General features: G+C 66.6%; 13 protein-coding genes. 6 read left to right on the top strand and 7 right to left on the bottom strand.

The window, feature by feature from the left end; all coding sequences use genetic code 11:
- Positions 1 to 295: 295 nt before the first annotated feature.
- From AC6CH2_RS05355 to AC6CH2_RS05325, 7 genes are all read right to left on the bottom strand, one after another.
- Positions 296 to 1,675 (bottom strand): leucyl aminopeptidase family protein, encoded by a 1,380-nt coding sequence (locus AC6CH2_RS05355; RefSeq protein ID WP_498268291.1) that lies wholly within the window; start codon positions 1,673 to 1,675, stop codon positions 296 to 298.
- Entirely contained in the window at positions 1,672 to 2,388 is a 717-nt protein-coding gene (locus AC6CH2_RS05350) for an HAD family hydrolase (RefSeq protein ID WP_498268290.1), read from the bottom strand. The genes AC6CH2_RS05355 and AC6CH2_RS05350 overlap by 4 nt, the downstream gene beginning before the upstream one ends.
- Positions 2,389 to 2,599: 211 nt before the next feature.
- A complete protein-coding gene (locus tag AC6CH2_RS05345; RefSeq protein ID WP_498269089.1) occupies positions 2,600 to 3,727 on the bottom strand; it encodes an AI-2E family transporter in 1,128 nt (375 codons plus the stop codon).
- Positions 3,728 to 3,759: 32 nt separating this feature from the next.
- On the bottom strand, positions 3,760 to 4,197 hold the full coding sequence (locus tag AC6CH2_RS05340; RefSeq protein WP_498268289.1) for a hypothetical protein: 438 nt from the start codon (positions 4,195 to 4,197) through the stop codon (positions 3,760 to 3,762).
- A complete protein-coding gene (locus AC6CH2_RS05335) occupies positions 4,194 to 4,751 on the bottom strand; it encodes a phage holin family protein (RefSeq protein ID WP_498268288.1) in 558 nt (185 codons plus the stop codon). Before AC6CH2_RS05335 ends, AC6CH2_RS05340 begins: the two co-directional genes overlap by 4 nt.
- Positions 4,752 to 4,753: 2 nt before the next feature.
- Positions 4,754 to 5,116 carry a hypothetical protein gene (locus tag AC6CH2_RS05330; protein ID WP_435394583.1) on the bottom strand — a complete coding sequence of 121 codons (363 nt, stop codon included), beginning with the start codon at positions 5,114 to 5,116 and terminating at the stop codon, positions 4,754 to 4,756.
- A gap of 165 nt (positions 5,117 to 5,281) precedes the next feature.
- Positions 5,282 to 6,718, bottom strand: a complete 1,437-nt coding sequence (locus tag AC6CH2_RS05325) for a Do family serine endopeptidase (protein ID WP_435394582.1) — start codon at positions 6,716 to 6,718, stop codon at positions 5,282 to 5,284.
- Positions 6,719 to 7,596: 878 nt separating this feature from the next.
- Here AC6CH2_RS05325 and AC6CH2_RS05320 point away from each other — a divergent pair.
- The 6 genes from AC6CH2_RS05320 to AC6CH2_RS05295 all read left to right on the top strand — a co-directional run bounded on the left by AC6CH2_RS05320 (position 7,597) and on the right by AC6CH2_RS05295 (position 14,904).
- A complete protein-coding gene (locus AC6CH2_RS05320) occupies positions 7,597 to 9,750 on the top strand; it encodes an adenosylcobalamin-dependent ribonucleoside-diphosphate reductase (RefSeq protein ID WP_435394581.1) in 2,154 nt (717 codons plus the stop codon).
- A 270-nt stretch (positions 9,751 to 10,020) separates the two neighbouring features.
- Positions 10,021 to 10,563 carry a hypothetical protein gene (locus AC6CH2_RS05315; protein WP_498268287.1) on the top strand — a complete coding sequence of 181 codons (543 nt, stop codon included), beginning with the start codon at positions 10,021 to 10,023 and terminating at the stop codon, positions 10,561 to 10,563.
- Positions 10,564 to 10,720: 157 nt separating this feature from the next.
- Entirely contained in the window at positions 10,721 to 11,512 is a 792-nt protein-coding gene (locus tag AC6CH2_RS05310; RefSeq protein ID WP_498268286.1) for a TSCPD domain-containing protein, read from the top strand.
- 9 nt (positions 11,513 to 11,521) lie between these two features.
- Complete coding sequence (locus tag AC6CH2_RS05305) at positions 11,522 to 12,556, top strand: hypothetical protein (protein WP_498268285.1); 1,035 nt, start codon at positions 11,522 to 11,524, stop codon at positions 12,554 to 12,556.
- 109 nt (positions 12,557 to 12,665) lie between these two features.
- Positions 12,666 to 12,899, top strand: coding sequence for a hypothetical protein (locus tag AC6CH2_RS05300; RefSeq protein WP_498268284.1), 234 nt, complete (start codon positions 12,666 to 12,668; stop codon positions 12,897 to 12,899).
- 736 nt (positions 12,900 to 13,635) lie between these two features.
- Positions 13,636 to 14,904 (top strand): hypothetical protein, encoded by a 1,269-nt coding sequence (locus AC6CH2_RS05295; protein ID WP_498268283.1) that lies wholly within the window; start codon positions 13,636 to 13,638, stop codon positions 14,902 to 14,904.
- Positions 14,905 to 15,262: the final 358 nt, after the last annotated feature.

Here is a 15,262-nt window from a genome sequence, read left to right as displayed (position 1 = left end):
CAGATACTGTCTAGTGTGACTGCGGTGGCCCTTGCGCGCCAACGTGCAGAAAGTCAGTTTCTGTCAGCGCTGCTGTCGGCGGGTTTTCATGACAAACGTCATGGTTTCGGGCATTGCCGGCGTTGCGCGGCGCCGATATCGGCGCCAATGCCGGTGAATCCGATGCGCAAGCGGCTTGTGCGAGGCTTGCGCATTCGCGCGCCGGGCCCGTGTAAAGCGCGGGAGCGGGCCCGGTATCGGACCCGATATTGGACGCATCGAATCCGGCGGGGCGCGCCCGCCGCATCGCCGACGATCAGCGCGCCGAACGCGCCTTGAGCATGGCATAGGCCGCGCGCAGGCCCTGGGCTTCGCCGCCGGCCGGGCGACCCGGGCGGTCGGCGTCGTTCCAGCTGTACACGTCCAGATGCGCCCATGGCAGCTCGGCCGGGACGAAACGTTCGAGGTAGAGCGCGGCGGTGACCGAGCCGGCCATCTTCGACGGACCGCCGTTGGCGAGGTCGGCGATGTGGCTGGTCAAATAACGCAGGTAGGGGCGCCACAGCGGCATCCGCCACAGCGGATCGCGCTGCTGCGCGCCGGCCTCGAGCCATTCGGCCGCGACTTCGTCGCGGTTGGCGAACAGCGCCGGCAGGTCCGGGCCGAGTGCGATTCGCGCCGCACCGGTCAGGGTGGCGAAATCCAGCAGCAGCTCGGGCGCCTGCTCGGCGGCGTAAGTGAGCGCGTCGCACAGGATCACCCGGCCCTCGGCATCGGTGTTGTCGATCTCCACGCTGACGCCCTGGCGGGTGGCGATCACTTCGCCGGGGCGGAACGCGTCCGGGCCGACCGCGTTTTCGACCGCCGGCACCAGCAGGGTGATCCGCAGCGGCAGCTTGCGCGCCATGATCAGTTCGGCCAGGGCGATCGCGTGCGCGGCGCCGCCCATGTCCTTCTTCATCCAGCGCATGCCTTCGGCCGGCTTGAGGTCGAGGCCGCCGGTGTCGAAGCACACGCCCTTGCCGACCAGCGCGATGTGGGGGTGCGCCTGGTCCCCCCAGCGCAGCGCGATCAGGCGCGGCGCGCGGTGCGAGGCGCGGCCGACCGCGTGGATCGCCGGGAAGTTCTGCGCAAGCAACTCGTCGCCGGTCGCCACCTCGATGGCGGCGCCGTGACGCTCGGCGATCTCGCGCGCGACCGCTTCGAGTTCGGCCGGGCCCATGTGCTCGGTGGGCGTGTTGATCAGGTCGCGCACGCGCCAGCTCGCCGCGACCAGGTCGAAGACCTCGTCGTTGCCCGTCGCCTCGACCAGCAACCGCGCCGGCGCGCGCGGCGGCGCCTTGTAGCGGCTGAACCGATAGCTGCCGATGCCCCAGCCCAGACGCAGCGCATCCAGGGTCGCGGCATCGTGCTGGCCTTCGATGCGCCAGGTGCGCGCCGGCAGCGCGAACGGCGCGTGGCCGTAGGAATACGGATCGAGCGGGTCGCCGACCCCGAGCACGCCGGCGGCGATGCCGCCGTCGCCGCCGGGCACGATCACCGCGCTGCCGGGCGCGCCGTCGAAGCCGTGCGCGTCGAGCCAGGTCACGGCCGCATCGGCCAGGGTCTCGCGCCAGGTCTTGAGCGAGGCGCGGCTGACCAGGACCAGCGGCAAAGCGTCGCTGGCGTCGTCGGTGAAACCCAGGGGCAAAGTCATGCGGCAGCGGTATCCGTGCGGTGCGCCGTATCCAGCCAGTCGGCCAGTGCGGCAAGGGTGGCGAATTCCAGGTCGGGGCGCAGCTCGGCATGCGGCCACGAGCGGCCTTCCCGGTTGATCCAGCAGGTGCGCAGGCCGGCGCGGGCGCCGCCGACGACGTCCATCTCGATGTCGTCGCCGACGTGCAGCACCTGCGCCGGCTCGACCTCCAGGCGGGCGCAGGCGGCGTGGAAGATGCTGGCGTCGGGCTTGGCCCGGCCGTGCTCGCGCGCGCCGAGCTGGAAGCGGAACAGCGGCATCAGGCCGATCCGCTGCAGGTCGGCATTGCCGTTGCTGAGCGCCGCCAGCGGCACCCGCGCGGCCAGGCGCGCGAGCGCCTGTTCGCTGTCGGCGTAGTGTTCGACCTCGCAGCGCGCGGCGAAGAACACCTCGAAGGCCGGCGCGACCAGGGCGATGTCCTCGCCGGCCTCGCGCAGCATGTACTCCAGGGTCAGCCGCCGCTGCTGGGTGAAGTCGTGGGCCAGGTCGGGGCGCTCGGCGGCGATGCGGTCGCGCAGCTCGCGCATCGCCTGGGCCGGGTAGCGTTCGGCGGTCAGCGGCGCGTGCGCGCGCAGCCAATCGCCGAGGATGCTCTCGGCCCGGATCATGACCGGCGCGATCGGCCAGACGGTGTCGTCGAGATCGAGGGTGATGGCGCGTACGGGAAAGCTCATGGCGCCATTTTAGCGCTCCGTGGCGCGGGGTTTGGGCGATGGCGCGCAGGGAACGCAACCGAAGCGGGCCGGCTGGGCGGGAAACGGGGCGCATGAACTGCGAAGGCGTCGCCGCGAGCCGCTGCCGGCGCGGCCCGGGCATCCAGGAGCGGGGCAGGGTTCCATCCGGCTCCAGGCGAGCGCGCCGGCTCCAGGCGAGCATGCGGCACTGTCACTCCAGCAGCTTCGACCAGCCCCCGAGCCCCTCGATCCGCGCCAGCAACAGTTTCACGCAGACCAGCATAGGCACCGCTAGCAGCAGGCCGATGATCCCCCACAGCCAACCGAAGAACATCAGCGCCAGGATCAGCACCAGCGGCGACAGCCGCATGCTGCGGCCGAGCACGATCGGGGTGACCGCCTGCGATTCGATCGCGTGCAACAGCAGATAGACGCCGGCCGGCAGCAGCGACGGCAGCAGTTCGTCGAACGCGACCAGGCCGGTCATCAGCATGATCAGCATGCCGATCAGCGGACCGACGAAGGGGGCGAAGTTGAGGATCGCCGCCATCGTGCCCCACAGCAGCGCCTCCTGCAGCGGCACCCCGAGCGCGTACAGCGCGCCGGCCAGGGCCAGGCCGAGGCCGGTATTGATCAGGCTGATGGTGAGCACGTAGCGCGAGATCTCGCGCTCGATCGAGTGCAGGATGTCGATGGTCAGCCGTTTCTGCTGCGGCCCGGGCAGCAGCGCGATCGCTTTGCGTTGCAGGGACTCGCCATAGACCATGAAGAAGAAAGTCAGCAGCACCACCGCCAGCACCTGGGCGACGTATTTCGGCGTCGAGGTCAGCGCGCGGTAGGGGTCGTTGAGTTCGGTCTTGATCACCTGCACCGGCTTGCTGGTGCTTTCGCCGCCGGCGGCGCGGGCGATGTTCTGCGCGGCGCGGTTGGCTTCCTGCATCGGCTTGGTCATCTCGCGCAGTTTCGGCGCCAGCTGTTTCATCTCGCGCGGCACCTGGCGCACCCATTCGCTGGCCGGCTCGACCAGTTGCAGGGCGAGCACCCCGGAAATCGCCAGCCCGCCGACGATCACCGCCACCGCGCCGACCACGCGGGGCAAATACAATCGTTGCAGCACGCGCAGGATCGGGTTGCCGACCAGGGCGAAGAACGCCGCCAGCAGGATCGGCAGGATCAGTTCCTGCGCGGCCCACAGGGTGTAGCCGACCGCGAGCACGGCGAGGATGGTCAGCGGAACCGGCGCTTTCGGCCGCGCTACCGCCGGGGGGGGCGCCGCAGTCGCGGGTTCGGGCTCGGGCCCGGTCCGGGCCGGCGGAGGCTCGGCCGAGTCCGGCTCGATGGCCGCAGCGGGAGGTTGCGGTGCGGAGGTGCTCAAGGCTCGATCGATTCGGCGTGGTCGTTGCGCGCACTGTGCGCCGTCGTCCGCGGCGGCGCCACTGGTGCCAGGCCCGGCGCGACCGCGCCGGTGGCCTCGGCCACCGCCCCGGCATTGTCGGCGGCCTGGCCGGCTTCGCCGGCGGCGCGACCGGCCTGGTCGGCCGCGTTCTGCGCACTGCTGCCGGCGAACAGGCCCGACAGCATGGTGACGATCTGCATCAGGTTGCTGCTCTTGGCCGCGATCTTGGCCGGCTCGGCCCGGCCCATCAAAAAACCGCTGACCAGGCCGGCGATGACGATCCGGCCCGGCGTCCAGGCCTCATGCCAACGCGCCTTGAGCAGCGCCTTGCGCTCGAGCGCCTGTTCGTAGCGGCCTTCGAGCAAGTGTTCGCGCTTGTGCACGCGCCGCTGCAGTCGTTCGAACCGGGTCATGGTGCGTTCTCGTGGTCCTTGTGCTGTCCCTGGCCGTGATAGCGGGCGGCGTGGCCCGCGTCGGCGGCCAGGTGCGCCTGCAGTTCTTCGTCGTCGAGATCGCCCATGCCCAGGCGCCGCAACTGGCGCCGGGTCGCGTGCAGCCGGGTGAACTCGAAATAATGCATCGCCTGCCATACCCCGAGCACGGCCACGACCAGGCTCACTCCGGACGCGGTCAACATCGAGGCCAGCCACGACCAGCCCAGCACGCCCTGCAGCAGCGCGATCAGCGCGGCCATCAGCAGCAGCCAGGACGAGGCGCCGAACACGATCGCCACGCTGACCCACAGCAGGGCGCGGCCGAGCGCGCTGCGGGCGAGGGCGAAGTCGGCGATGAACAGGCCGCGCAGGGCGCGGCCGGTGTCGATCGCCGCCGACAGGCCTTCGCGCCCGGCGTCGCGGATCTCGCGATAGGACTCTTCGATCGACGGCCCCCGCCCCGGCGCGGCCGGGTCGGGGATCTCGTCGCCGCCGGGAGCGGGGGCGGGACCGCTGCGGCTCGGGTCGCTCACGCTTACTTGTCGCTGCTGCGGGCGAGCTTGGCGATGATGAAGCCGGCCGCGAAGGCGACGCCGAACGACGCCAGCGGCCGTTCGCGCACGAGCTCGGCGGCGCTTTCGATCAGGTCGCGGCCCTTGTCCATCAGCGCATCGACTTGCTCGCGTGCGGCGCCGCCGGCGTGTTCGGCCGCGGCGATCCCGGCCAGCGCGCTGTCGGCGAGGTCGGACTTCACATTGGCCTTGCCGAGCTTGAGTTCCTCGCCCGCGACGCCGGCGGCGCTGCGGATCGCCTCGCCCGCATCGCTGGCGGCCTGCTTGAGGTGGGTGCCGGCCTGGCCGAGATTGGTCTTGATGGCGTCGGTCGAAGTGGGGGTCATCGTGGTGTTCCTCCTGCTGCATGGATGAACCGCTGAACGAGTCCAGGGCTCTAGCGGGCCGCCGACGGGCCGGGCGGTCCCGGCCCTCGGCGGCATTGATCGGACCGCGCCGCGGGGCGGCGCGCATTCGTGCCTATGGCAACGGCGCAGGATGCCCCCGCGACGTTACTGCATCTGCAGATCGCCGCGACGATTGCCGCGCACGATCCGCAGCACCAACTGTGCCGGAGCCCGCGTGAAGCTCGCGCGGAAGCCAGGAAGATCGTCGAATTCGCCGCTGGTGGCGGCGACGATGACGTCGTCCTTGCGCAAATCGTTCTTTTCGGCGCGGCTGCCGCGGGCCACGCTTTCGACCACCACGCCGGAGAAGCCGGACTGGCGCAGGCGTTCGGGCAGCTCGGCGAAGGTCGCCCCGCCCAGGCGCGGGTCGAGTTCGGCGCCGGCCACCGCCTTGGCCTGTTCGCGCAGGCTCGCGGTGAGCTGCAGCGGCTGGCCGTCGCGCAGCACCTCCAGGGCGATCCTGCTGCCGATCGGCTGCAGGCCTTCGAAATTGCGCAAGGCATCGCGGCCGTCGACGCGCTGGCCGTTGGCGGTCAGGATCACGTCGCCGGGCTTGAGGCCCGCCGCGGCCGCGGCGCTGCCGGCGAACACCCGCGCGACCAGCGCGCCGCGCGGCTCGCCGAGCTTGAGCGCGGCGGCCAGTTGCGGGGTCACGTCCTGGGATTCCAGGCCCAGGCTGCCGCGGCGCACCACGCCGTTGTTGGCGATCAGCTGGTCCTTGATGTTGCGCGCCAGGTTCGCGGGGATCGCGAAGCCCAGGCCGATGTTGCCGGCCATGCTGCCCTGCGGGTTGAAGCTGGCGGTGTTGATGCCGATCAGCTCGCCGTTGAGGTTGACCAGCGCGCCGCCCGAGTTGCCCGGGTTGATCGAGGCGTCGGTCTGGATGAAGTTCTGGTAGCCCAGGCCGCGCAGGCCGCTGCGGCCCACCGCCGAGACGATGCCCGAGGTCACGGTCTGGCCGATGCCGAAGGGGTTGCCGACCGCGACCACGAAATCGCCGACCCGCAGCGCGTCCGAGTCGGCCAGGGTGATCGCGCTGAGGTTCTGCGCAGGCACCCGCATCAGGGCGATGTCGGTGTCCGGATCGGAGCCGACGAAATCGGCCTTGATGGTGCGGCCGTCGGCCAGGGTCACCGAGACTTCGTCGGCGCCCTCGATGACGTGGTGGTTGGTCAGCACGTAGCCGTTCTTGGCGTCGATGATCACGCCCGAGCCCAGCGATTCGTTGATCCGCTCCTGCGGGATGTTGGGGAACATTCGGCGGAAGAACGGGTCGTTGGCGAAGGGGTTGCGGATGCGCACGGTCTGCTTGGTGTGCACGCTGACCACCGCCGGAGTGACCCGCTGCAGCATCGGCGCCAGCGACGGCACCGGCTGGCCGCCGACCGACGCCGGCAACGCGCCCGCGGTCGGCAGCGGCAGGGTGACCGCGGCCGGCGACGCCTGGGCCGGCGATTGCAGGCCGTCGCGGATCGCGGTGGCGGCGAAGCCGCCGAAGGCGGCGGCGAGGGCAAGGGTCAGCAGGGTCGGCAAGGGACGCATCGAGTCGCTGTTCCGGTCAACGGTGGAAGGGAAGGGCACAGAACCCAGATCGTGGCGTCGCCGCCGACGATCAAGCCCGCGCGCCGGCAGGGCATGCCGGCAGGGCAGGGGCTTGGACCGCGTCGGCGCGATCTCGTTCAGTGTCGCGGCCAGTGTCGGAGAATGCGAATAAATAGCCGATGAAGTACCCGTGGGCATGGTCGCGCCGCGGCCTCGCCGCGAGCGTTGCGCGGCCGCCGCGGCCGGTCGCGTCGAAATTGGAATGCGTGACCGCGCCAACACAGACAAAGCGTGATAGCCATCAAAAAGCCGTTGACTTCCAGAAACTGCGGGCGTAGCTTGAAGTCTCTGCGACGCCACAACATCTAGTGGTCGGCTTCGCGGAAGGAGCCCAAGCATAGGGGTTCGGCTTGGGTCGGTCGGTGCGTAGCCTAGATAGCGAGCGGGCGCATGACGGATACGGGCGCGAACCGCGAAGACCAGCCAATCACCGCACGTGGCGCGTAACCAACGCGAACGCGTGCGTCGCCGTCGGCGGGGGGCTGGCGGCGGCTCCCACCCGGTTCCGGTCCGCCGGCGCCAGGCGGCCATACCGCGACATCCCGCAACACGGTGTACACGCGCGACTCGATACATGGATGAGCTGACGGCAGCAAAGCGAACGCAAGGCCCCGGTTACCGATTCGACCCGTAACGATTCGACCCAGGTCTCGACGAAGACCCGCTTCACCGGCAACACGCAACAGGCAAGACGCGGCACGCACGACCCTGACAGACACCGGCTTCAGACAAACCCCGGTTACCACGTACAAAAAGAAACCACCGATGGCGGGCGCAACCGAACGGCCCGCCGTCAAGATTCAGGAGACGAAACAGGCATGAGCACGGTGCGCCTCGAGGCGGTCAAGAACGCGGTGGCAGATAAAGACATCGCCCTGCAACCCGCGTCCCAGGACATCTGGGACAAGAAATACCGCCTCAAGACCAAGAGCGGCGAAGCGGTCGATAGCGATATCGACGCCACCTACCAGCGCGTGGCACGCGCCCTGGCCGACGCCGAGCCCAGCGCCGAGAAGCAGCAGTACTGGTACGAACGCTTCGTCTGGGCGCTGCGCCGCGGCGCCATTCCGGCCGGCCGCATCACCTCCAACGCCGGCGCGCTGGAGCACAAGCCCGCCACCTCGACGATCAACTGCACCGTCTCGGGCACCATCGAAGACTCGATGGACGGCATCCTGGAGAAGGTCCACGAAGCCGGCCTGACCCTCAAGGCCGGCTGCGGCATCGGCTACGAATTCAGCACCCTGCGACCGCGCGGCGCGTTCGTCGCCGGCGCCGGCGCCTACACCTCCGGTCCGATGTCCTTCATGGATATCTACGACAAGATGTGTTTTACCGTCTCCTCGGCCGGCGGCCGCCGCGGCGCCCAGATGGGCACCTTCGACGTCAGCCACCCCGACGTGAAGGACTTCATCCGCGCCAAGCGCGAAGACGGCCGCCTGCGCCAGTTCAACCTGTCGCTGCTGATCACCGACGGCTTCATGGACGCGGTCAAGACCGACGCCGACTGGCCGCTGGTGTTCCCGGTCAACATCAAGGAACAGGGCGACGTCGACCTCGACGACCCGAACCAGGTGGTCTGGCGCGACTGGCCGACCACCCGCAACTACGTGGTCCGCGAGGACGGCCTGGTCGCCTGCAAGATCTACGGTCACATCCGCGCCCGCCACCTGTGGGACATGATCATGGTCTCGACGTACGACTACGCCGAGCCCGGGTTCATCCTGGTGGACCGCGTCAACGAGATGAACAACAACTGGTGGTGCGAGACGATCCGCGCGACCAACCCCTGCGGCGAGCAGCCGCTGCCCCCATACGGCGCCTGCCTGCTGGGTTCGGTCAACCTGACCAAGTTCGTCCGCAACGCCTTCACCGACCGGGCGGAGTTCGACTGGGAGGAATACAAGGAAGTCGTGCGCGTGTTCACCCGCATGCTCGACAACGTAGTCGAGGTCAACGGCCTGCCGCTGGAACAGCAGCGCGCCGAGATCATGCGCAAGCGCCGCCACGGCATGGGCTTCCTCGGCCTGGGCAGCACCGTGACCATGCTGCGGATGAAGTACGGCTCGGCCGAGTCCTGCGAGTTCACCGAGCGGATCGCCCGCGAAATGGCCGTGGCCGGCTGGGAAATGGGCCTGGCCCTGTCCAAGGAGAAGGGCCCGGCCCCGATCATGGAAGAGCGCTTCGCCGTCACCGCCGAGATGCTGCGCAAGCGCCCGGAGATGAAGGCCGACGGCTGGAAGATAGGCCAGGAGATCCCCGGCAAGGTCCTGCACGCCAGGTACTCGCGCTACATGCAGCGGGTCGCCGGGGTGGCCCCGGAACTGGTCGAGGAGCTGGCCGACATCGGCGCGCGCTTCACCCACCACAGCTCGATCGCCCCGACCGGCACCATTTCCCTGTCGCTGGCCAACAACGCCTCCAACGGCATCGAGCCCTCGTTCGCCCACCACTACAGCCGCAACGTGATCCGCGAAGGCAAGAAGTCCAAGGAAAAGGTCGACGTCTATTCCTTCGAGCTGCTGGCCTACCGCGAGCTGATCAACGCCAAGGCGATGCCGTTCAGCGAGGAAGCCGAGGCCAAGCTGCCCGACTACTTCATTTCCGCCGACGACATCAGCCCGAAGGAGCACGTCGACGTCCAGGCGGCCGCGCAGAAGTGGGTCGACAGCTCGATCTCCAAGACCGCGAACGTCCCCACGGACTACCCGTACGAGGACTTCAAGGACATCTACCGCTACGCCCACGAGCAGGGCCTCAAGGGCTGCACCACCTTCCGCTTCAACCCGGCCGCCTTCCAGGGCGTGCTGGTCAAGGAAGCCGACCTGGAAAACACCACCTACCGCTTCGAGCTCGAGGACGGCAGCGTGCTGGAGGTCAAGGGCAACGAACAGATCGAGTACGACGGCGAAATGCACACCGCCGCGAACCTGTTCGACGCCCTCAAGGAAGGGTATTACGGCAAGTTCTGATCGGCGCACCGAAGCGCCCGCCCGGTCCGCCGGGCGCGCGCGGCAGGTGGGTACGATCGCGCAGTACGGGCACGGCGGCCGTTACGCCGGACGCGGAATTCAGGCCGATTCCGCGTTCATCCGCCAGCTTTCGCCGCTACGGCCTCGGGCGCCGAAGACCGACCCCTGTCTACGCCCGCGCAGCAGGTATAGCATCGCTCCGGCAAGACCCCGGTTACACGTACCGCGAACGTACCGCCCATTAGAAAAAACGCCCACGAGGAGGGCACCATGAGCAACGGTAATGGAGTGACGGCGACCCTGACCCAGGCCGCCGAGAACGTCAAGGAAACGGCGTCCAACATCGGCAGCGCCATCGCCAACCGCGCCGAGGGCGCCGTGGCTTCGGTCAAGAAGACCGCGACCAAGGCCCGCAAGGCCGCCAAGAAGGCCGTCGGCACGGCCAAGAAGAAGCTCGCGACCGCCAGCGCCAAGGCCAAGAAGGAAGCGACCGCGCTGAAGGCCAAGGCCACCGGCAAGAAGCCCGCGAAGAAGGCCGCCAAGAAAGCGACCAAGAAAGCGACCAAGAAAGCCACGGCCAAGAAAACCGTGAAGAAGGCCGCGAAGAAGGCGACGAAGGCCGTCAAGAAGGTCGCGAAGAAGGCGACCGCCAAGAAGGCCGCCAAGAAGGCTCCGGCGAAGAAGGCCGTCAGCAAGAAGGCGACGGCCAAGAAAGCCCCCGCCAAGAAGGCTGCGGTGAAGAAGGCCGCGAAGAAGGCGACCAAGAAGGCGCCGGCGAAGAAGGCCGCCAAGAAGGCCGCGAAGAAGCGTTGATCGATAGGCGCCTCGCGTTTCCGCCCTCTCCCGCGGCGCGGGAGAGGGTCGGGGCGAAGGCCGCCGGCCGGCGCTGTCCGGTCCCCAGCTGGGTATCCGCGTCACCCGTTCGGCGCCACCACACAAGAACAAGCACGAAGCATCAGGAGTCGGGCCCATGGCCGTCAAGATCGAACAAAAAATCAAGGGCTACAGCGTCGTCAGCCTGGAAGACAAGACCAAGGAAGCCGCGAAGGTTTCCGCCGCCAGCGCCGCCGCGGCCGCCAAGGCCGACGAACTGCCGGTCGCCGACGTCATCCAGATGCACGAGCGCATCGAGCGCCCCGAGATCCTGATCGGCTCCACCTACAAGATCAAGTCGCCGCTGTTCGAGCACGCCCTGTACGTGACCATCAACGACATCGTCCTCAACGCCGGCACCGAGCACGAGTCGCGCCGTCCCTTCGAGATCTTCATCAACTCGAAGAACATGGACCACTTCCAGTGGATCGTCGCGCTGACCCGGATCATGTCGGCGGTGTTCCGCAAGGGCGGCGACGTCACCTTCCTGGTCGACGAAATGAAGGCCGTGTTCGACCCGCGCGGCGGCTACTTCAAGGCCGGCGGCGTCTACATGCCGTCCCTGGTGGCCGAGATGGGCGCCATCGTCGAGGACCACCTCAAGTCGATCGGCATGATCCACGACCCGGACATGAGCGACGCCCAGCGCGCCCTCATCGCCGAGAAGCGCGCCGCCTACGAGCAGCGCGGCTCAAAAAAAAACTCTGACGTAACCGCGGCCGCCGCGCTCGGCGCCGCCGAACCGCGCAGCGAAGACGTCGCCGTGACCGGCGAAGGCGCCTCGTTCCCGCCGACCGCGACCCTGTGCCACAAGTGCAGCACCAAGGCCCTGGTCCTGATGGACGGGTGTGCGACGTGCTTGAATTGCGGATACAGCAAATGCGGTTGAGTGCAGGCAATGCTTAAGAATCGATTGCTCGGACTGCTGCTGGTGCTGTCCTGCTCGACAGCGAGCGCGACCACTTTCGTAGGCAAACTCATCGATTCGGACTCGAACGGTTACGTATACGCATACGCGCCCAGTATCGTGTCCGACGGTGGCCTGCTGCACATGTTTTATTGCAGTACGGGTTCGGGCGCAAACGCCTGGGACGCCGTTCGTTACTCGAATTCGGTCGACGGCGTCGCTTGGAGCGTGCCCGAAAAAATTCTGGAAGTGTCGGGCGGAATAAACGAGCGTGCGGCTTGCGATCCTTCGTTGGTGAAATTCGATCGCGGGGATGGCGAAAAGTATTACCTCTTCTATTCGGGAAATATTCCCGGATACGAGACCGTCATGTTCGTTGCGCGCGCCAACGATGTGGCCGGTCCGTACTTGAAATATACCCAACGCGGTACCTGGGAATCGAATCCCTCGGATCCGAAAGTGATTCTCTATCCCAAGAAAGAGGTGGTCACAGGTTGGTACGGGGCTGGTGAACAGACGGTCGTTTCCAAGGATGGGCGGTTGTACTCTTGGTATATGGACGATACCGAAAGCTACCCGTCGGAGCGGGTGGCCAAGATCTATTTTTCGTCTACGACCGATCCGGTGGCATGGCCGACAGGTCAACAGACGAACGTGCAGTCGACCTCGGTAGATGTAAAGCTGGATCCTGTCTCGAATCTGTTCGTAATGTATGCGGTCGAGCCGCACCATGGCGAAGACTCTCATCTGGTGATTCGTAAGTCGGAAGACGGATTGCGCTGGTGGGAAGGCGCGCGGGTGTGTGAGGATTCTTGTTTCCCGGACCACTCCCACAATGTGGGCGTAGGTGGAAATGTGCGAGGCCATCTCGACGGACGTTACACGCTGGTGGCCTATGGGGCGCCATACGATCTCGATCCGACTTGCGGCCACAACTGCACGAACTGGGATCTATACGGCCATTTTGTTGAAACGAATCCTGCTTCGTTTGTTGTGCCTTTGATTTTTAACGCGTTAAGCTATTGATTGCGATAGGGGTGGTATTGATATGTCGAGATATCGGGGTTTTCCCGTCTTGCTCTTGTTATTTCTGTTCAGCACAAACGCTTTTGCGCTACAGAGCATTATTGGTAAGGTGACCGCAATCGAGGTCAGCTATATGCCCGAGTCCGTGCGTTTTACCCTGGATCAGGGAAATACAGCATGTCCCGCCGGTAAGGTGTTGACTTGGCAGAGCGCTAACCTCGATAACAATAAAGCGGTCTACGCTGCGGTGACCGCTGCTTTAGCGTCGGGGCAGCGCATAGAGTTCTTCATCGAAGATAACGATCAGTTGTGCAAGGGACGCTTCATATACATCAAGCCCTGAGCGGCGGGGTTTCGACTTGAAGGGCTCTTCGGAGCCCTTTTTGTTGGCGGTGCGCAGGAAGTGGTGTGCCGGCATCTGCCTGATCAGTCTCGACGCCGTGGCCGCTCGCCGAGCGTAGCTTTATGGTGCAGTTCGCTGCGGACATAGTCGCACGGCTACTCCGAATGGCCGGACGTCCGCACCGAACCAGTCACAAACGGCTGATCCACCGGCGACGTAGGCTCTGTCCATAGACGCCCTGATCGCAGCCTCCGCACATGCATTCGCTGTCGGCGATGCATTGGGTGGCTCAAGTGGATGGCTATGGCGACGAGAGCTTGAGTTCAGCGCTCCCGAGCACTGGATGTCCCAAGTCTTCGGAACGTCTCAACGACGGAGATTCGCCTTGGGCACAATTAGCAGAGGGAGGGATGCTGAGTATCCGAGCAGTATCTGGGGCCTGCTCACCGTTGCACGCATAAGCATGTCCTGGACTGGGAAACAGGGCGACGGGTGACCCTGGTCCGGTACGTGGGCGACTGCGGTTGCGGACTGTCAGCGCGATGGAGCCACCCGCACCGCAGCGCGATTACTTGCGCGATATCTGTAATCAAGCACGGATACCTTTCGCGAGCGACCCCACCTTCGCAGCCGCCTTCAAAATCTTGCGCACTCGGCGCATCGCCGCTGCACAGCAAACGGCGGTGTGGGGCGAGCCAAGAATGGATTCAATCGCAGTCGACAAGGAGCGTCAGCAATGATCAGCGACACGATGAAGATATCGTTTGGCAGCGCCCTCAGCGCCCTCAGCGCCCTCGGCGCACTCGCAACGCCCGCTCAGGCCGCATCGCTGGACCCCACGTTCGGATCGGCCGGCATCACCGCCACCGCATTCGGCAATTACGGCGCCGCCGCCCGGGTGGTCGTGCAGCCGGACGGACGGATCGTCGCCGCCGGCCAGACCGCACTCGGTGAGTTCGCACTGGCGCGTTATACGGCTACGGGCGTGCTGGATACGAGCTTCAATGGCACCGGCAAGATCGCCACCATGCCGTCCGGCAGCTGCTCGGGGCAGGCGCGCGCACTCGCCTTGCAGGCGGACGGCAAGATCGTCGTCGCAGGCACTTCGTGTCCGAACTTCACCTCCACCCGCAACTTCACCGTTTATCGCTACAACGCGGATGGCTCGCTGGACACCAGCTTCGGCAGCTCAGGCAAGGCGATCGTCAATTTCTACGCGGGGGCTTCGGAAGCCTACGCCGTCGCCGTACAGGGCAGCTCGATCTGGGTTGCGGGCTATGCCGGTTCCGGCTTTGCGCTGGCGCGTCTCACCGGCAGCGGCACCTTGGATTACAGCTTCGGCAGCGGTTCCGGGACCGTGACTTCGACGGTCGGCACGGGCTCCGCCTTCGCCAACAGCCTGGTCGTCCAGGCGGATGGCAAACCCGTGCTGGCCGGCTACGCGTCGAGCGGCGGCACCGTGTTCGCGTTGACGCGCTACACCACGAATGGCGCGCTGGACACCACGTTCGGCACCGGCGGTAAAGTCCTGACCAATGTGGCCGGCACTTCCACCGGCAATTCCGCCATCGCCACTTCGCTGGCGATTCAAAGCGACGGCAACATCGTCGCCGCCGGTTACGCGAAAAGCACGAGCGCCGACTACTACCGAGTTGCTGCGGTTCGTTACACGAGCACCGGCGCGCTGGACAGCTACTTCGGGTCCGGCACCGGCAAGGTCCTTACCGCCATCGGCAGCGGCGATGCGATCGGCAGCGATGTCGCCATCGACGCCAATGGAGGCATCGTTGTCGGCGGCTACTCCAAGGCGGGCAGCTACCGGCAGTTGACCTTGAATCGCTACGACCCGTACGGCAACCAGGATGCCAGCTTCGGGCCTGTCGCCACCGTCGTCGGCAGCGTGAATGCCGCTGTTCAAGGGCTCGCCCTGCAAGGCGACGGCAAAATCGTCGTGGCGGGCTACGGCAACTCGCCAGCGACCTTCGTGGTTGCGCGCTATCGATAGCTGCCGTTCGAAATCGATGGCTTCAACGGCTGCATGGGGGCCGGCCCCTCTCGCGCCCGGTGCGGCGGAGGGGCTTCCCGGAAAGACCTCGATCTGCTTGGACCCGGCAGGCGGTAGTTGGGCGCACGGCCGTGGTCGGCAACGGATGGGGCTCTATGGAGCCCCATTTTCTTTTCCGGCAGATCGCTTGCGACCGAAAGCAGCTTCACAAGCCTCGGTTTGTCCGCTATGTCGAGGCATCATCCCTGGCAACCGAAGCCGATTCCGGATTGATCGGATCTCGATAGGCTCGAGCGTGGCTGAGGCGTGCGCGGACCGGCGATGCTTGGCTTCAAGCAGATGCGTCGGTCCAGCGACG

It is taken from the genome of Lysobacter sp. GQ73 (assembly GCF_059758755.1).
Note: the sequence above shows the minus strand (reverse complement) of the source record. Positions and strands in the feature narration are given on the sequence as shown.